This window comes from Streptosporangium sp. NPDC006013, from assembly GCF_040614275.1.
Taxonomy (GTDB): domain Bacteria; phylum Actinomycetota; class Actinomycetes; order Streptosporangiales; family Streptosporangiaceae; genus Streptosporangium.
Map to the genome: position 1 here is coordinate 1 of NZ_JBEXUE010000007.1, position 17,655 is coordinate 17,655.

General features: G+C 70.4%; 19 protein-coding genes. 10 read left to right on the top strand and 9 right to left on the bottom strand.

The window, feature by feature from the left end:
* Positions 1-338 precede the first annotated feature (338 nt).
* The 7 genes from ABZ260_RS02200 to ABZ260_RS02230 form a co-directional block, all read right to left on the bottom strand.
* Positions 339-2,066 (bottom strand): ABC transporter ATP-binding protein, encoded by a 1,728-nt coding sequence (locus ABZ260_RS02200; RefSeq protein WP_355611798.1) that lies wholly within the window; start codon positions 2,064-2,066, stop codon positions 339-341.
* Positions 2,067-2,275: 209 nt separating this feature from the next.
* Complete coding sequence (locus ABZ260_RS02205) at positions 2,276-3,496, bottom strand: beta-ketoacyl-[acyl-carrier-protein] synthase family protein (RefSeq protein ID WP_355611801.1); 1,221 nt, start codon at positions 3,494-3,496, stop codon at positions 2,276-2,278.
* A complete protein-coding gene (locus tag ABZ260_RS02210; RefSeq protein WP_084195145.1) occupies positions 3,493-3,741 on the bottom strand; it encodes an acyl carrier protein in 249 nt (82 codons plus the stop codon). Before ABZ260_RS02210 ends, ABZ260_RS02205 begins: the two co-directional genes overlap by 4 nt.
* A gap of 252 nt (positions 3,742-3,993) precedes the next feature.
* On the bottom strand, positions 3,994-4,182 hold the full coding sequence (locus ABZ260_RS02215) for a hypothetical protein (RefSeq protein ID WP_355611804.1): 189 nt from the start codon (positions 4,180-4,182) through the stop codon (positions 3,994-3,996).
* 116 nt (positions 4,183-4,298) lie between these two features.
* Positions 4,299-4,607, bottom strand: a complete 309-nt coding sequence (locus ABZ260_RS02220; protein WP_355611807.1) for a hypothetical protein — start codon at positions 4,605-4,607, stop codon at positions 4,299-4,301.
* A gap of 73 nt (positions 4,608-4,680) precedes the next feature.
* Positions 4,681-5,433: a hypothetical protein gene (locus ABZ260_RS02225; RefSeq protein WP_350924864.1), complete on the bottom strand. Its 753-nt coding sequence runs from the start codon at positions 5,431-5,433 to the stop codon at positions 4,681-4,683.
* A gap of 39 nt (positions 5,434-5,472) precedes the next feature.
* Positions 5,473-6,192, bottom strand: coding sequence for an FCD domain-containing protein (locus tag ABZ260_RS02230; RefSeq protein ID WP_355611810.1), 720 nt, complete (start codon positions 6,190-6,192; stop codon positions 5,473-5,475).
* An 88-nt stretch (positions 6,193-6,280) separates the two neighbouring features.
* Between ABZ260_RS02230 and ABZ260_RS02235 the strand changes: the two genes are divergently transcribed.
* The 4 genes from ABZ260_RS02235 (at position 6,281) to ABZ260_RS02250 (ending at position 10,578) form a co-directional block, all read left to right on the top strand.
* Entirely contained in the window at positions 6,281-7,624 is a 1,344-nt protein-coding gene (locus ABZ260_RS02235) for a glutamine synthetase family protein (RefSeq protein WP_350961173.1), read from the top strand.
* Between the two features lie 2 nt (positions 7,625-7,626).
* On the top strand, positions 7,627-8,973 hold the full coding sequence (locus ABZ260_RS02240) for an aldehyde dehydrogenase family protein (protein ID WP_355611813.1): 1,347 nt from the start codon (positions 7,627-7,629) through the stop codon (positions 8,971-8,973).
* 5 nt (positions 8,974-8,978) lie between these two features.
* A complete protein-coding gene (locus ABZ260_RS02245; protein WP_350924856.1) occupies positions 8,979-9,743 on the top strand; it encodes a 3-oxoacyl-ACP reductase in 765 nt (254 codons plus the stop codon).
* Between the two features lie 139 nt (positions 9,744-9,882).
* Entirely contained in the window at positions 9,883-10,578 is a 696-nt protein-coding gene (locus ABZ260_RS02250; RefSeq protein ID WP_355611816.1) for a gamma-glutamyl-gamma-aminobutyrate hydrolase family protein, read from the top strand.
* 39 nt (positions 10,579-10,617) lie between these two features.
* On the opposite strand, the gene ABZ260_RS02255 is transcribed toward ABZ260_RS02250, so the two are convergent.
* Positions 10,618-11,145 (bottom strand): FtsX-like permease family protein, encoded by a 528-nt coding sequence (locus ABZ260_RS02255; protein ID WP_355611819.1) that lies wholly within the window; start codon positions 11,143-11,145, stop codon positions 10,618-10,620.
* On the opposite strand from ABZ260_RS02255, the gene ABZ260_RS02260 reads away from it, so the two are divergent.
* From ABZ260_RS02260 to ABZ260_RS02285, 6 genes are read left to right on the top strand one after another with little or no spacing between them, the layout of a single operon-like run.
* Entirely contained in the window at positions 11,144-11,380 is a 237-nt protein-coding gene (locus ABZ260_RS02260; RefSeq protein ID WP_355611822.1) for a hypothetical protein, read from the top strand. The two genes, ABZ260_RS02255 and ABZ260_RS02260, sit on opposite strands and share 2 nt — an antisense overlap.
* Before the next feature lie 39 nt (positions 11,381-11,419).
* Positions 11,420-12,763, top strand: coding sequence for an ABC transporter substrate-binding protein (locus ABZ260_RS02265; protein ID WP_355611825.1), 1,344 nt, complete (start codon positions 11,420-11,422; stop codon positions 12,761-12,763).
* 6 nt (positions 12,764-12,769) lie between these two features.
* The gene (locus ABZ260_RS02270) at positions 12,770-13,711 is read left to right on the top strand and encodes a sugar ABC transporter permease (protein WP_355611828.1); all 942 of its coding nucleotides are present in this window, start codon (positions 12,770-12,772) and stop codon (positions 13,709-13,711) included.
* Positions 13,708-14,610, top strand: coding sequence for a carbohydrate ABC transporter permease (locus ABZ260_RS02275; protein WP_355611831.1), 903 nt, complete (start codon positions 13,708-13,710; stop codon positions 14,608-14,610). The genes ABZ260_RS02270 and ABZ260_RS02275 overlap by 4 nt, the downstream gene beginning before the upstream one ends.
* Positions 14,607-15,866 (top strand): 6-phospho-beta-glucosidase, encoded by a 1,260-nt coding sequence (locus tag ABZ260_RS02280; protein ID WP_355611834.1) that lies wholly within the window; start codon positions 14,607-14,609, stop codon positions 15,864-15,866. Before ABZ260_RS02275 ends, ABZ260_RS02280 begins: the two co-directional genes overlap by 4 nt.
* The gene (locus tag ABZ260_RS02285) at positions 15,863-16,834 is read left to right on the top strand and encodes a BadF/BadG/BcrA/BcrD ATPase family protein (RefSeq protein ID WP_355611837.1); all 972 of its coding nucleotides are present in this window, start codon (positions 15,863-15,865) and stop codon (positions 16,832-16,834) included. The genes ABZ260_RS02280 and ABZ260_RS02285 overlap by 4 nt, the downstream gene beginning before the upstream one ends.
* 214 nt (positions 16,835-17,048) lie before the next feature.
* Here the strand turns inward: ABZ260_RS02285 and ABZ260_RS02290 are convergent, their stop codons facing one another.
* Positions 17,049-17,309 (bottom strand): hypothetical protein, encoded by a 261-nt coding sequence (locus ABZ260_RS02290; RefSeq protein ID WP_350919333.1) that lies wholly within the window; start codon positions 17,307-17,309, stop codon positions 17,049-17,051.
* Between the last annotated feature and the right edge of the window lie 346 nt (positions 17,310-17,655).

Below are 17,655 nucleotides of genomic sequence, written 5' to 3' on the forward strand. Positions count from 1 at the left end.
CCCCTCCCAGCCACCGGCTGGAACTCCGGGTCATCGCAGGCCGCCCTGGCGCGGCACGGCGGCGTCACACCCCCCCGGTGGTGGCCGTAACGATCGTCGCGCCCCGATCTTCGTCCCGCACGGACGGGATCGGGAGATCGAATGCGGCGCGCGCCCGATGGGCACCCCGGTGCGAAGGAGAGGCTTCGCACAGGCGGGGATGCCCGGTTCGCCGGATGGCGAATCAGACCATCGGCCCGGTGTCCGAATTATTCCTTTGTGAACGATATGAATTTACACAACCGCACCAGAACCACCGCGCTGCCTTCACCATGCCGGACAGCCGCCGAACGGCCGGACTAGCCGGGCAGCAGGAGTTGGGTGGCGGCCAGCTCGCGGTAGAGGGCATCGTCGCCGAGCAGCTCGTCGTGGGTGCCCACGGCCCGCACCCGGCCCGCCTCCATCACCACGATCCGGTCGGCCCCGGTCACCGTGGAGAGGCGGTGTGCGATCACCAGCACCGTCGTCTCCGCCGCCACCTCCGCGATCACCTCGCGGAGCCGCAGCTCGTTGACCGCGTCGAGCTGGGAGGTGGCCTCGTCGAGTAGCAGGAGCCGGGGGCTGCGCAGCAGGGCACGGGCGATGGCGACCCGCTGGCGCTCGCCGCCGGAGAGCAGGATCCCCCGATGGCCGACCCTGGTGTCCAGCCCCTCGGGGAGCCTGGAGACCAGCTCCTCCAGGCGGGTGCGGGCGAGCACCCGCCTGATGTCGGCCTCCTCCACGCCCGGCGCGGCGAAGACGAGGTTCTCCCTGAGCGTGCCGTCCAGCACCGGCGCGTCCTGCTCGACGTAGCCGAGGCAGGCGCGCAGCTCGGCCAGCGGCCAGTCCCCGATGTCTCGGCCGTCGATCCTGATCGTCCCCGACTGCTGCTCGTAGAACCGCTCCAGCAGGGCGAAGACCGTGGACTTGCCCGCGCCCGATGGCCCCACCAGGGCGGTCAGCCCGCCCGCGGGCACCTCGAAGGAGACGTCGTCGTGGATGATCGGCCTGTCGTCGCCATAGCGGAAGACGACGCTCTCGAAGGAGACCCAGGCCGGAGTGCTCCCGACCTCGTAGACCTTGCCGCCCGTCTTCTCGACGGGAAGCTCCTCGATCTCGCGGATCCGCCGCACCGCGGCCAGGCCGTTCTGCAACTGCGTGAAGCCCTGGACCAGCTGGCCGATGGGGGCGACCAGGTAGAACAGGTAGAGCAGAAAGGCGATCAGCGAGGAGACCTCCAGCGTGCCCGAGGAGACGCGCGCGCCGCCCACGCCGAGCACGGCCACGAAGGCCAGCTGCGCGGAGACCCACGCCGAGATACCGGCGATCGAGGCCAGCCAGGCGACGGCGATGCCCCGGTCACGCGCCTCGCGGGCCGCCTCGGTCACCGCGGCGATCTCCCGCTCCTCGGCACCGCTGGCCTTGACGGTACGGAACGCCTGGAGCACCCGGTCCAGGACCGCGCCCATCTCGCCGACCGCGATCTGGGCCTGCGTCGAGGCCCGCTGGATACGGGGCAGGACCAGGCCGACGAGCCCACCGACCAGGACCAGCACTCCCAGCGTGATGAGCAGCAGCGCCCAGTCCATGATCGCCATCATGACCACGGCGCCCACGATCATGAAGAGCGAGCTGACCGTCTCGACCACGCTGTTGGCGAACACCGCGCGCAGCAGCGTGGTGTCGGAGGTCACCCGGGACATCAGGTCACCGGGTCTGAGCCGGTCGACCTCGGACGTGCGCAGCCGCAGCATCCGGTCGACCAGGCCGCGGCGGGCGGAGAAGACGATGCTCTCCCCCATCCGCTCCAGCACGTAGCTGCCCAGCGCGCCGAGGCCGGCTCCCACCAGCACGGCGGCGGTCAGCCCCAGCACCGGGCCGAGCAGGGAGCGCTGCTCCCCGAAGGCGTCGACCACCGTCTTGGCCAGGAGCGGCATCGCCAATCCGGCCAGCGAGCCGACGAGGCTGAGCACCCCGCCCAGCAGCAGGGTTTTCCGGTGGGGCCCTAAATAGGCGACCAGCAACCGCCAGGACGCGGTCTCGGACAATGCGATCCCCCTTCGAAACGACGCGATCGACCTCCGGCCGCTTTTCCTGTTTACCTCGCACGAGTCCCCCCCGAGCGCCTTCGCCGTGTTTCGTAACGAAAGTCGGTGACGTCACCAATCTTGTTAACCAAAGTTGACATCAGAGGGTCAGCGAAGGCCCCGTCGGTTCGGCGCCGTTTCACGGCGGGCCGGCGGGGCCGTACGGAATGTCAGGAATCCAGGGAGGGGGTGAGGACCAGGCAGGCGTTGCTGCCCCCGAAGCCGAAGGAGTTGGACAGGACGGGGGCGACGGCCACGGACCGGGGCTCAGCACAGACGATGTCGATGAGGTCGGCCTCGGGGCCGCCCGCGAAGTTGGCGGTCGGGGGAATCAGGCCCTCTCGGGCCGACAGCAGGGCGATGACCGCCTCCAGCGCGCCCGCGCCGCCGACGAGGTGGCCGGTCACGCCCTTGGTCGAGGTCACCGGGGGCGTACGGCCACCGAAGCAGGCGTGCAGGGCGGCGGCCTCGGCGCTGTCGTTGTGCGGGGTCGAGGTCCCGTGGGCGTTGACGTGCCCGACGTCGCCGGTGTCGAGTCCGGCGTCGAGCAGGGCGGCGCGCATGCACCCGGCCGCCACCGAGCCGTCCCTGAGCGGCGCCACGATGTGGTTGGCGTCGCAGTTGGCCGCGTAGCCGCTGACCTCGCCGTAGACACGGGCCCCCCGCGCCTCGGCGAGGTCGGCGCGCTCCAGGACCAGAAAGGCCGCGCCCTCCCCCATGACGAAGCCGTCACGGTCGGCGTCGAACGGGCGGGACGCCTCCGAGGGGGCGTGCGTCCGCTCCGACAGGGCGCCGACCCGGGCGAAGGCCTCCATCGCGAGCGGGGAGAGCAGCACGTCCAGGCCCCCGGCGACGGCGGAGCCGACCACGCCCGAGCGGATCGCGCGCAGCGCCTCGCCGATCGCGGTGGCCCCGCTGGCGCAGGCCGTGTTGAAGGTGAGGCACGGCCCCCTGAAGCCGTACCTGATGGCGACGCGCGAGGCCGTCGAGCTGGACATCAGCGTCGGAACCGCGTGGACCGGCACCTTCTCCCTGCCGAGCGTGTGCCCCACGATCAGGTTCTCCAAGGTGGCGAACCCGCCGCCGCCGGTGCCCACGTACACCCCGCAGCCCTCGGCGGGCAGGCCGTCCGCGTCGGCGACGGCGTCGATCGCCGCGGCGAGGCCGATCTGGGAGGTCCGGTCGAGGGTCCGGAGCTCGCGCCCGCCGAAGTAGTCATCCGGCTCGAACGGCGCCAGCGGGCACCCGATCGAGACCGGCACCCGGGCGTCGGCCAGTTCGGGGATGGCGGTCGCGAGCGACTTGCCCGCGAGCACCGTGGCGAAGACGTCCCCCGCCGTGTTGCCCGCCGGGCTCTTGACCCCCAGACCCGTGACGACGACGCGCGTCACCGGGCCGCCAGCGCGGCGTGCAGTACGCCCGCCATGTCGGCGACGGTCTGCGCCCCGGCGAAGTCACTGGGGTCGAGCTGGATGCCCAGCTTCTCCTCGATGATGACGGAGATCTCCACCCATTCCAGGCTGTCGATCTGGTGGTCGGCGATGGTGGCCCCTGGCTTCACCTGATCGCTCGGTACGCTCAGCACCTCGGCGATCGCCGACCGGACCACGGATGTCGCTGAATCGAGGCTTGTCATTCGCCCACCTTTAAAAGGATTGGTCCACTCGCGCCCCTGCAATGCCTTCGGACTATAGCGAAACAGACATATATTCTGTCTATGTACGACCAGGCGGAATTCTCGAAATTTCTACTCATTAAGTGATGAGCGGTGCGGGGAAAAACCACCCCTCCCGGGGCCGGCCCGAGGAGCGGCCGCCGCGTACCGGTGCCCCGCCGATCCGGAGCCGGCTCAGCAAGGAGCCCATCGGCGGAACACCGGCGAGCGGAGTCAGTGGCGGCGGACGCCGTACTCCCTGCGCATTTCCGCGACGGTGTCCAGGATCTCGTCCTGGGTCTTCAGCAGCCTCGCCTCGGCCTCCTCGGTTCTGGCCTCGGCCACCAGCCGGCGGTTGCCCGTCCGGCCGGCCAGCCTCCGCTTGACCCTGGCCTTCAGTTCGCGCAGGTTTAACTTCTCCATCAGACCCATGATCAGCACCCCTTCGGCAGGCAGGGCCGTCATCTGCCCGGCGCGCGGCCGGATATGCACGGGTTCGAAAGCTCACCACGACCGTGCCGCCGCTTTCCCCTCGTCCCTCAGTCGGGGTCGGGGACGTCGTCGTAGTCGATGTCGCCCTCCTCCGCGCGGCGCAGCCCGATGTCCTCCACCCAGGCGCCGGCGAACCGGCGGATCTCCCAGAGCCGCTCACCCCGCACGCCGTGGGCCTCGAAGTCCTCGTCGGCGATCAGGGCGACGAACTCCAGCCGCATCATCAGCTCGGCGAGCGAGAACCCCTCGTCGTACCGGCGGGCGAGGTGTTCGAGTTCGCGGAAGCCGTACGGCTCGGAGACCGAGGCGACGTCGATGACGTCGCGGGCGAGACCGCGCTCGTGCAGTGCCCACACTCGCGGGCCGATCTCGGCTCCCGGCCCACACGGCGAGGGCGACGGCGAGGACGATGGCGAGGGCATCGGCGGTTCAGCGGCGGGAGCGTCGGCGGGTGGAGGGGAGGTCATGACGGCCGGAGACGAACTCCTGGAAGGCGATCTTGCCGCGGATCACCGGGCGGCGCCAGCGCTCCTCGCGGCGCTCGGCCCTGGCCATCTTGCGGAGCCGCGGGTGCCGAGCGCCCGGAGCGAAGAACCAGTGTGCCCAGGGCGATCCCGGGCGGGCCAGCCGCACGGCCCCCGGCACCAGGAGGATCGGCACGAACAGCCCGACCAGGCCCGTCCAGATCTTGCCCTTGAGCAGCGTGACCACGGCGAGCCCGAGGTTGGTCACGATGAGGCCGGCGGTCAGCCAGGTGCCCCTGGGGGTGCCGTCGGAGTTCTCCCAGCCGAGGGGGCGCAGGCCGAGCAGGAGCAGGCCGGTGATCGCGACGGCGATGAACACCGCGTCCACGGAGGCTCGGCCCTCCTCCTCCCAGTAGACGTCGCGCAGGTGCAGGATCAGCGCGAACTCGTCGAGGACGAGGGCGGCGCCGATACCGAAGATCGCCGCCGTCACCGCGTACCAGCCCTCGGAGACCCCGGAGACGACGAGGCCGGACACCCCGCCGAGCAGGGTCAGCACCACGCCGAACACCACATGGTGAATGTGCATCTCGCCGACGTTGACGTTACGGAACCAGCCGATCTTGGCCCGGATGAGCCGGACGTTGATCCTGGTGAACACGAAGGCGACGATCAGCGCGACAAAGAAACAGAACAGCGGCAGCCGTCCTGTTTCCATGATCCGATCTCGGAGCAAATCCCCCACCGCTTTATCAGGCTATGCGAGGAAGCCCCGTAGCAGCGCGGCGGTGCCCTCAAGGTGCTCGGCCACGGCGCGGCGCGCGCCCTCGGGGTCGCCGGCCAGGATCGCCGTCACGATCGCCTCGTGCTGGATCGCGGCGTGCTCGATGTTGCGCCGGAGCACCGGGATGGCGTTGAGCAGGTCGGTGACCCGCAGCCGGGCGTCGGCGCAGGCCGCGGCGAGCAGCGGGGAGCCGGTCAGCTCGGCGATGGCCAGGTGGAAGGCCGTGTCGAGACGGCGGTAGTCGTCGGGCCCCGCCGAGTTGACCTCACGCAGCCGCTCCCGCAGGGCGTCGCGCCGCTCCTCGGTGAGCGTGGTGGTGGCGAGCACCTGGGCGGCGCCGCACTCCACGGCCATCCTGAAGGTGAGCGCGTCGCCCAGGTCGTCGGTGCCCATGTCGACGACCGCCCTGCGCAGGTCGTCACGGCGCGGGCGCGGCGGGGTGTAGGTGAGAAAGGCGCCGCCGTACCTGCCACGGCGCACGGTGAGGTAGCCCGCCTCCGCCAGGGCGCGGATGGCCTCGCGCAGGGTGACCCTGCTGATCCCGAGCTGGGCGGCGAGTTCCCGCTCGGGCGGCAGCTTCTCGGCCACCAGCCCCAGCTTGATGACCTGGAGCAGGCGCTCCACGGTCTCCTCGAACGCGTTACCCGCGCGCACCGGCCGCAGCACGGTCGCCAGTCGCGACACCTCGTCCAATTGATCTCCTCCGACCCTTGACAATGCTCCCCCCGCTACACGTCAATGGTCTGACACTAGCCCAATAAGACTCCGGCGAGGAGGGCGTGTGGACGTCCGCGAACTTCACGACGAGGTGCGGGCAGGACGGATCGACACCGTGCTGCTGGCGATCGTCGACATGCAGGGCCGCCTGCAGGGGAAACGCCTGTCGGCACGTTACTTCCTGCAGGAGGTGCTGGGACACGCCTCCGAAGGATGCAACTACCTGCTCGCGGTCGACGTCGACATGAACACGGTCGACGGCTACGCGATGTCCTCCTGGGAGCGGGGATACGGCGACTTCGTCATGAAACCCGACGTGTCCACCCTGCGCCGGGTGCCGTGGCAGGAGGGGACGGCCCTGGTGATGGCCGACCTGCTCTGGGAGGACGGCTCCGACGTGGCCGCCTCGCCGCGGCAGATCCTGCGCCGGCAACTCGCCCGGCTGGCCGAGCGGGGCTGGGGGGCGTTCGTCGGGACCGAGCTGGAGTTCGTGATCTTCAACGACAGCTACGAGGACGCCTGGCGCGGCGGTTACCGTGACCTGACGCCCGCCAACCTCTACAACGTCGACTACTCCCTCCTCGGCACCGCCAGGGTCGAGCCGCTGCTGCGCAGGATCAGGCTCGGCATGGAGGGCGCGGGCATGTACGTCGAGTCGGCCAAGGGCGAGTGCAACCTCGGCCAGCACGAGATCGCCTTCCGCTTCGGCGAGGCCCTGTCCAGCTGCGACGACCACGCCGTCTACAAGAACGGCGCCAAGGAGATCGCCGCCCAGGAGGGCATGTCGATCACCTTCATGGCCAAACCGAACCAGCGCGAGGGCAACTCCTGCCACATCCACATCTCGCTCAGGGACACCGCCGGAGAGCCGGTCATGGCGGGTTCCGAGGCGCACGGACTGTCCGCGACGGGACAGCACTTCATCGCCGGTCAGCTCGCCCTCATGCGCGAGCTGACCCTGCTGTACGCGCCGAACGTCAACTCCTACAAGCGGTACGTGCCGGGCAGTTTCGCCCCCACCGCCGTCAAGTGGGGCGTGGACAACAGGACGTGCGCGCTGCGCCTGGTCGGCCACGGCCCCTCGCTGCGGATCGAGAACCGGGTGCCCGGCGGCGACGTCAACCCCTACCTGGCGGTCTCGGCACTGGTCGCGGCCGGGCTGCACGGCATCGAGAACGAACTGCCGCTTGAGGAGGCGGTCACGGGGAACGCCTACACCTCGGGCGCGGAGACCGTCCCGCACACCCTGCGGGACGCGCTGGAGCTCTGGGAGGGCTCCGCGTTCGCGGCCTCCGTCTTCGGCGAGGACGTCGTGGCGCACTACGCGAACAACGCCCGGACCGAGCTGGCCGCCTTCGACGCGGCGGTGACCGACTGGGAGCTGTTCCGAGGATTCGAACGGATGTGACGGTGAAGATCATAAATCCGGCGACAGAAGAGGTGATCGCCGAGGTCGAGATGGCGGACGCCGCCGAGGTCGACAGGGCGGTGGAGCGCGCCAGAAGGGCCTTCGCCACCTGGCGGAGCGTCGGCCCCTCCGACCGGGCCCGGCTGCTGCGCCGGTTCGCCTCGCTGGTGCGCGAGCACGCCGAGGAACTGGCCCTGCTGGAGGTCGCGGGCGCCGGGCACACGATCGGCAACGCCCGCTGGGAGGCGGGCAACGTCGCCGACGTGCTCGACTTCTACGCCGGGGCGCCCGAGCGTGACCACGGCCTGCAGATCCCGGTGCCCGGCGGCCTGGACGTCACCTTCAGGGAACCGCTGGGCGTCGTCGGCGTGGTCGTGCCGTGGAACTTCCCGATGGTCATCATGACCTGGGGGACGGCCCCGGCGCTGGCCGCGGGCAACACCGTGATCGTCAAGCCCGCCGAGTGGACACCGCTGACCGCCCTGCGCCTGGCCGAGCTGGCCCTGGCCGCCGGGCTGCCCGAGGGGGTGTTCCAGGTCCTGCCCGGCGCCGGAGAGGTCGCGGGCGCCCGGCTGGTCGAGCACCCGGACGTGGCGAAGATCGTGTTCACCGGCTCCACCGAGGTGGGCAAGGAGATCGCCGCCGTCTGCGCCGGGCAGGTCAAGCGGCTCACCCTGGAGCTGGGCGGCAAGAGCGCCAACGTGGTCTTCGCCGACGCCGACCTGGAACGGGCGGCGGCGACCGCGCCGTACGCGGTCTTCGACAACGCGGGCCAGGACTGCTGCGCGCGCTCCCGGATCCTGGTCGAGCGCTCGGTGCACGACGAGTTCCTGGCCCGGTTCGGCGAGGCCGTGCTGAAGGTCAGGGTCGGCGACCCCCGTGACGAGAGCACCGAGATGGGCCCGTTGATCAGCGCCGAACACCGGGAGCGGGTGGCCTCCTACGTCACCGAGCCGCCCCACCTGCGGGGCACGTGCCCGTCGGGGCCGGGGTTCTGGTTCCCGGCGACGGTCCTGACCCCGACCTCGGCCGACGACCGGGCGTTCACCGAGGAGATCTTCGGACCGGTGGTGTCGGTGCTGCCGTTCGACGACGAGGCGGACGCCGTGCGGATCGCCAACGACACCCCGTACGGCCTGAGCGGATCCATCTGGACCCGTGACGTCGGCCGGGCGCTCCGGGTGGCCAGGGCCGTCGAGGCGGGCAACCTGAGCGTCAACTCGCATTCGAGCGTCCGCTACTGGACCCCGTTCGGCGGTTTCAAGCAGTCGGGCCTCGGCCGCGAGCTGGGACCGGACGCCCTGTCCGCGTTCACCGAGACCAAGAACGTCTTCATTTCCGAGGAGTAGAAGCGATGCTGCGTTTGCAGGACCGGGTGGCCGTCATCACCGGCGCCGGTAGCGGGATCGGCCTGGCCACCGCGCGCCGGTTCGCCGAGGAGGGCGCCCGCGTCGTGTGCGTGGACCTGGACGAGACGACCGGCGCGGCGGCCGCGGCCGAGGTCGGCGGCCTGTTCGTGAAGGCCGACGTGACCAGCGAGGACGACGTCGTCCGGATGTTCCAGACCGCGTTCGACAGCTACGGCAGCGTGGACATCGCGTTCAACAACGCGGGCATCTCACCGCCGGAGGACGACTCGATCCTGGAGACCGGCATCGACGCCTGGCGCCGGGTCCAGGAGGTCAACCTCACCTCCGTCTACCTGTGCTGCAAGCACGCCATCCCGTACATGCGGCGGCAGGGCAAGGGGTCGATCATCAACACCGCGTCGTTCGTGGCCGTGATGGGCTCGGCGACCAGCCAGATCTCCTACACCGCCTCCAAGGGCGGGGTGCTGGCGATGTCGCGCGAGCTGGGCGTGCAGTTCGCCCGCGAGGGCATCCGGGTCAACGCGCTCTGCCCCGGCCCGGTCAACACCCCGCTGCTGCAGGAGCTGTTCGCCAAGGACCCCGAGCGGGCACAGCGCCGCCTGGTGCACATCCCGATCGGCCGCTTCGCCGAGGCGACCGAGATCGCCGCCGCGGTGGCGTTCCTCGCCTCGGACGACGCGAGCTTCGTCACCGGCGCGGAGTTCCTGGTGGACGGCGGCATCTCGGGCGCCTACGTCACGCCACTCTGACCGCTCCCCGCCATCTCCGCCCCCGCCACCTTCGCGACCGGCGGTGGCGGGATTTGCCCAGGCCATACCCTGGCCCCGATAACGTGCGAGGACGTGGGCGGATGTCCCATGTCCCCGGCGTCCGCGTGAGAAAGAGACCATGTCCCGTCCCGTCATCGGCATCACCTGCTACGTCGAGCCCGCGAGGTTCACCGTCTGGGAGACGACCACCGCGCTGCTGCCGTACGACTACGTCGACCACGTGGCCCGCGCGGGCGGGCAGCCGGTGATCCTGCCGCCCGCGGGCGACCCCGCGACGCTCGTGGAGCGCCTGGACGGGCTGATCCTGGCCGGCGGCGGGGACGTCGGCCCGGAGCGGTACGGGCAGGAGCCGCACGAGCGGACCGGCTACGTCCGGCCGTTCCGCGACGACGCCGAACTGGGACTGGTCCGGGCGATGCTGGAGCGGGACCTGCCCTTCCTTGGCATCTGCAGGGGCATGCAGATCCTGAACGTCGCCCTCGGCGGCGGCCTCCACCAGCACCTGCCCGACGTGGTGGGCCACCAGGGGCACGCCCCGGCCCCCGGCAGCTACGGCAGGATGCCGGTACGGCTCGCCCCCGGCAGCCTGACCTCGAAGGTCTTCGGGACCGAGACCGTGGAGGTGGCCCACTACCACCACCAGGCCGTTGACCTGCTCGCCGAGGGCCTGACCGTGACCGCCCACGCCGAGGACGGCACGGTGGAGGCCGTGGAGGTGGAGGATCATCCGTTCGCCCTCGCCGTCCAGTGGCATCCCGAGACCGACGACGAGCCGGCCCTGTTCGAGGCGCTGGTCCGGCACGCCCGCCGCTGAGCGGCCCGCTCACCGTGGGGCGGAGCACCGGAGCCGGGCTCATTCCCGCGTGAGGATCAGGGCCAGCGGAAGCCGCTGCACCAGCAGGGCGGGAACAGCGGAGGCCAGGGCCGCGAGCGTGACGGCCACCACCGCCGCGACCGCCGCTCCCACGACCACCGCACTCGGCAGGTCACCCGCCAGCGCGAACGCGGCCGTCACCCCGCCCAGGACCCCGGCGAGGGCGCCGAGCAGGCCGATACCGGCCCCCTCCAGGACGATCAGCCGGGCCAGCGAGCCCCCCGACCAGCCCGAGGCGCGCAGCGCGGCCAGTTCGGTGTCGCGCTCCCGTACCCCCAGGTAGAGCACGTCGGCCACGGCCAGCACCGCCAGCCCGAACATCACCGCGACAGCCGCGTAGTCGGCCGGGCGGGCCTGCACCACTATGGCGTCGCCGAGCAGCGAGCCCACCACCCGGCCGCGGAAGCCGTAGGTGACGCCGAGCAGCACCGTCAGCCCGAAGACCGCGGCCGCGAGCGTCGCCGCGCCCAGCAGGGTCCGCCCGGGGGACCTGGTCAACCCGCTCATGGCCTCGATCACCTCGGTCATCGACCCCGAGATCATCGTGCTGACCGGCGGGACCCTGCTCGCGGGCGGCGACATCCTGCGCGAGCTCGTCGAGCACGAACTCCACGCGCTGACCATCCCCCGACCACCGCTGCTGCTGTCAACCGTCGAGGGCAATCCCGTCCTCGCCGGCGCGCTGGACCTGGCCCTCGCGACCGTCCGCGACGAGGTCTTCGGCTCCACAGTCCCTTCTTGACCCTCCCGTGTACCCCCCACCCCCCAGGAGGCAGCCGTCGTGCACCGACGCTTTCTCACCTTCGCCCTGGCCACCCTGACGGCCACCGCCCTGACCGCCTGCACCGCGGGCACGGAGAGCGCGCCCGCGCTGGGCTCCCAGCCCAAACCCTCGGGTTCGGCCTCCGCCGCGCTGCCGGCCTCCACCATCGAGCTGTGGCACGGGTTCTCCGCGCCGGCCGAGGTCAAGGCGTTCGAGGACGCCATCGCAGGATTCCGCACGAAGTTCCCCCAGATCACCGTCAAGCTGGTCAAGGGCGTCCAGGACGAGCAGATCACCCAGGCGGTGCGCGGCGGGAAGGCCCCTGACATCGCCTCCTCGTTCACCACCGACAACGTGGCCCAGTGGTGCCGCAGCGGAACGTTCCAGGACCTCACCCCGGTGATCAAGCAGGACGGCATCGACCTGTCCGTGCTGCCCGAGGTCTCGCGCTCCTACACCGAGTACGAGGGCAGGCGGTGCGTGATGCCCCTGCTCGCCGACGCGTACGGGCTCTACTACAACAAGGCCCTGATGAAGGGCTCCGCGCCGCCGAAGACGCTCTCGGAGCTGACCGAGCTGACCAAGAAGCTCACCGTCCGCGACGCGGAGGGCAACATCAAGGTCGCCGGGTTCATCCCGAGTTTCCAGTACTACGAGAACTCCGCCTCGCACCTCGCCCCGATGGTCGGCGCCACCTGGTACAAGCCGGACGGCACCTCGGCGGTCGGCTCCGACCCGGCGTGGAAGGAACTGCTGCGCTGGCAGAAGGAGCTCGTCGACTGGTACGGCTACGACAAGCTGGAGAAGTTCCGCAAGAGCCTGGGCCAGGAGTGGTCGGCCGCCCACCCGTTCTACAAGGGCAAGGTCGCCATGGTCCTGGACGGCGAGTGGCGTAACGCCATGATCGCCGGTGAGGCCGCGGACCTCGACTACGGCACCGCACCGCTCCCGGTCTCCGACACCAAGCCCGACCTGTACGGCAGCGGCTTCACCGCGGGCACCGTGATCGGCGTACCCAAGGGCGCCAAGAACCCGCAGGCGGCCTGGGAACTGGTCAAGTATCTGACCACCGACACCTCGGCACTGGTCACGCTCTCCAACGCGTTGCGCAACGTGCCGACCACCAAGGCCTCACTGGAGTCGCCCGACCTGGACAAGGACCCGAACTTCCAGACCTTCCTCGACATCTTCGCCCACCCGAAGACGAGCACGGTCCCGGCGAACGTCAACAGCACCTTCAACCAGGACTCGCTGCAGGAGTTCCTCGTCAAGTGGGAGAACGGCTCGGCCACCGACCTCGACGCCGGGTTGGCCGCGGTCGACAAGCGCCTCGACGACAAACTGAAGCTCTCCGGGGGCTGATCCTCGATGAGCATCGTCCACGCCGCGCCGCCCAGACGGCGGCGCGGCGAGGGCCTCAAGGCCCTCCTCTGGATGTCGCCCTGGCTGGTGGGGTTCGCGGTGTTCTTCGCCTACCCCCTCGCGGCGACCGTCTACTTCTCCTTCCACCGCTACGACCTGTTCACCCTGGAGTTCGTGGGCCTGGACAACTACCGCTACTTCCTGGTGGACGACCGGGCCTGGGTCTCCATCAAGAACACGCTGTGGCTGGTGGTCTTCATGGTCCCCGCCCAGGTGGTCTTCGGGCTGGGCGTGGCATGGCTGCTCACCCGGCTCAAGGCGGGCGTCGGCTTCTTCCGCACGGTGTTCTACCTGCCGTCGTTGATCCCGGTGGTGGCCGGGACGGTCTCCTTCGTGTTCCTGCTGAACCCCTCGGGACCGCTCAACCAGTTCATCGAGTTCTTCGGAATCCCCGCGCCCGACTGGTTCGGGGACAAGGACTGGTCCAAGCCCGGCCTGACCATGCTGGCCATGTGGGGCATCGGCAACACAATGATGATCTTCCTCGCGGCCCTGCTGGACGTGCCCAAGCACCTGTACGAGGCCGCGGCCATCGACGGGGCAGGCGGGTGGCGGCAGTTCAGGAGTATCACGCTGCCGACGATCTCGCCAGTGCTGATGTTCTCGGCGGTCACCGGCGTCATCTACGCCCTGCAGTACTTCACCCAGGCGATGATCGCCTCCCGAGTCGCCTCAGGGGTCACCGACTCCCCTGGCACCGCCTTCGTCCCCGGCTACCCCGAACTGTCGACGCTGACGCTGGCCCAGTGGCTGTTCCACGTGGGCTTCCGCGACTTCAGCATGGGCTACGCCTGCGTGCTGGCCCTGCTGCTGTTCGCGGTCTCCATGCTCTTCACCCTCGTCCTGCTCCGCCGGTTCCGCGCGTTCGACGAAGGAGGAGACCGGTGACCGCCCTGACCACCCCGACCACGCGGTCCGCCGAGGCCACCTCCCCCGCACCGCGCCCCGCCGCGCGCGGCCCGCGCGTCCGGGTGATCCTGTACTGGATCGCCACCCACGCCCTCGCCGTGGCGCTATCGCTGATGTTCATCGGCCCGCTGGTGTTCGTGGCGCTGACGGCTGTCATGAGCACCGACCAGACCCTCACCGCCGACCTGTGGCCGGACACCTGGAACTGGGGCAACTTCGCCGACGTGTTCGCCAGGTCGCGGCTGCTGGCCTGGCTGGGCAACACGTTCCTGTACGCCGGGCTCGGCACCGCGTTCATGCTGCTGTCGTCGATCCCGGTGGCCTACGCGATGGCCCGCTTCCGCTTCCGCGGGCGCAGACTCGCCTTCCTCGCGGTCATCACGATGATGATGCTGCCACCGCAGGTCGTCGCGGTCCCGGTCTATCTCATCTGGGCACGCCTGGACCTCACCGGCACGCTGTGGCCGCTGATCCTGCCGATGCTGCTCGGCGACGCCTTCTCGATCTTCCTGCTCCGGCAGTTCCTGGTCACGATTCCCCGGGAGTACACCGAGGCCGCCCGGGTGGACGGCTGCTCGGACTTCCGGACCCTGGTCAGGGTGATCCTGCCGATGGCACGTCCGGCGATAGCGGCGGTGGGTCTGTTCCAGTTCTTCTACTGCTGGAACGATTACTACGGTCCATTGCTCTATGCCCAGACAAACGAGGAAAACTGGACGCTCTCCCTCGGGCTGGCGTCCTTCCGGGCACTGCACAGCGTGCAGTGGAACCTCACCATGGCGGCGACCCTGCTCGTCATGGCCCCGGTGATCATCGTGTTCTTCTTCGCCCAGAAGGTTTTCATCGAGGGCGTCACGCTGACAGGAGTAAAAGGGTGAAACTCGCCGTTGTCGGGGGCGGCTCGACGTACACGCCGGAGCTGATCGACGGGTTCGCGCGGCTACGCGACGAGCTTCCACTGACCGAGATCGCGCTGGTCGACCCGGACGTCCGCCGGCTGGAACCGGTGTCCGGCATGGCGCGCCGGATGCTGGCGCGGGCCGGGCATCCGGCCACGGTCGTCGCCACCACCTCCGTCGAGGAGGGCGTCGCCGGGGCGGGGGCGGTCCTGCTGCAACTGCGCGTCGGCGGCCAGGCCGCGCGGGACGTGGACGAGACCCTGCCCCTGGAGTGCGGCTGCGTCGGCCAGGAGACGACCGGGGCGGGCGGGCTGGCCAAGGCGCTGCGCACGGTACCGGTGGTGCTGGACATCGCCGAGAAGGTCGCAAAGCACGCGCCCGACGCCTGGATCGTCGACTTCACCAACCCCGTCGGCATCGTCACCAGGGCGCTGCTGGAGGCCGGACACCGGGCCATCGGCCTGTGCAACGTGGCCATCGGCTTCCAGCGCCGCTTCGCCGCGAACCTGGGCGTCGCCCCCGAGCGGATCTCCCTGGGCCACGTCGGCCTGAACCACCTCACCTGGGAGCGGGCCGTCCACCTGGACGGAGTCGACGTGCTGCCGCGGCTGCTGGAGAGCCACGGTGCGGAGATCGCCGAGGACGTCGGCCTGAGCGCCGCACTGATCCGGCACCTGGGCGTGGTCCCCTCCTACTACCTGCGCTACTTCTACGAGCACGACCTGGTGGTGGCCGAGCAGCGGACCGGGCCGTCGCGCGCGGCCGAGGTCTCGGCGATGGAGACGGCGCTGCTGGAGATGTACACCGACCCGGCCGTGGACACCAAGCCGGAACTCCTGGAGAAGCGCGGCGGGGCCTTCTACTCGGAGGCCGCGGTGGCGTTGATCGCCTCGCTGGTCGGCGACCGCGGCGACACCCAGGTGGTCAACCTGCGCAACGACGGCACGCTGCCGTTCCTGCCCGACGAGGCGGTCATCGAGGTCCCGGCCACGATCACCGCGGCGGGCGCGACCGCGCTGCCGGTGGACCCGGTGGAGCCGCTCTTCGCCGGGCTCATCGCCCACGTCACGGCGTACGAGACGCTGGCGCTCGCGGCCGCGCTGCACGGCGGCGAGGACCGTGTCGCCGACGCGCTGCTGGCCCACCCGCTGATCGGGCAGGCCGCACTCTCGAAAGAGCTGGCCCGGCGCCTGATCGAGGCCAACCGCGGGCACCTGTCCTGGGCGAACGCGTGAGGACGGTGCTGGCCGTCGACGGCGGCAACAGCAAGACCGACGTCGCGCTGGTCGGCGAGGACGGCTCGGTCATCGCCACCGGACGCGGCGGCGCCTTCCAGCCGCAGACCGCGGGGGTGGGGGCCGCGATCGACGTGATCGGCGACGCCGTGCGCTCCGCGCTCGGCGAGGGGACGAGGACGCCGTACGCCGACCACGTGGCCGCCTACGTGGCGGGCGCGGACCTGCCGGTGGAGGAGGACGCGCTCCGCGCGGAGATCCTCCTGCGGGGGTACGGCACGGAGGTGACCGTCGGCAACGACACCTTCGCGCTGCTGCGCGCCGGGGCCTCGGGCCCCGCGGGCGTGGCCGTGGTGTGCGGCGCGGGCATCAACGCGGTGGCGGTCTCCCCCACGGGGGAGGTGGCGAGATACCCGGCCCTGGGGCGGCTCACCGGCGACTGGGGCGGTGGTCTCGGCCTCGGCGAGGAGGCGCTCTGGCACGCCGTACGCGCCGAGGACGGCCGGGGTCCCGCCAGCGCGCTGACCTCCGCGATCCGCGAGCACTTCGGCACCCGCACCGTCGAGGAGGTGTCCCTGGACATCCACTTCGGCGAGCTGCCCTACGGCAGGCTGAACGAGCTGGTACCGGTGCTGATGGCCGTCGCCGCCCAGGGGGACGGGGTGGCCCGCTCGCTGGTGGCGCGGATGGCCGAGGAGGTCGTCGTGCTCGCGGTGGTCGCGCTGCGCCGCCTGGACCTGCTCGCCGTGCCGATGGAGGTGGTCCTGGGCGGCGGCGTGCTCACCGCCCGCGACCCGCTGATGAGCGAGCTGCTCGAGCGGGGCTTCGCCGAGCGGGCCCCGCAGGCCAAGCCGATCGTCGCCGACGTCGCCCCCATCATGGGGGCCGCCCTCCTGGGGCTGGACGCCCTCGGCGCCACCGAGGAGGCCAGGGCCCGCCTGCGGGCCCACTTCCACGCCCTGACCTGAGACGCGCCCGGCTCCCCCGTCCCCCTCCCGGAGATCGGTCCTCTCCCCGGCGTCGCATCCAGGTGCGGAGTTCGGTGAGAGGGCCGCCGGGTACCGGCTGCGGAGGCGGTGTTCCCCGCGCACGGTGCGGTAACGGGCGTCTCCGCTCCGGGCCGTCCGGGAGAAGGCTCATCGTCCCCGCGTGCGGTGCGGTCGCCTCTCCCCTGACCAGCCGTTACAGGTACTGGCCGGCTTCGGCTCCGTCCGTCTTCGACACCCGCACCGACACCACGTTGGCCAGGTTGACGACCATGCCGATCATCTCGGTCTCGAAGCCGTATCTCACCTGGGTCAGCACCAGGCTGCGCCGCTCGTCCAGAGCACGGGAGATCGCCTCCACCGCCTCGGACTCCCCGTCGAAATCCCCGCTCGTCACGGAGACGTCCTCACCCCCCACCGGGTGGAATCGGATGATCAGTACATCGTTGTCAGGCACAGCCGGCTCCTTTCGCCAGTGTCCACAGGAAGTACCTGCCCAGCGTCGAACGCTGTAGACAACCGTCGCCACCCGGGCTTCACGCGGAGGACCCGGCCGTCGCGGAGGCGCCCCGTTCCCATGCGGTGAAACGGAGATATCCGCGAGGTGAATCACCCCGTTGGAATTTCGCCGGTCATGTCATCCCATTCGTGTCATAAATATTTGGTATGACGTGGCGAAAGCCTTATTCGGGCGGCCCTCACCTGCGTGATTATTACCACGGTAGCCATATGGCAAAGTTATAGAAACATGAAGGGTATTGCGGTCTCACGTCCAATGTCAGCCTTGTGCACGTCCAGGCTGC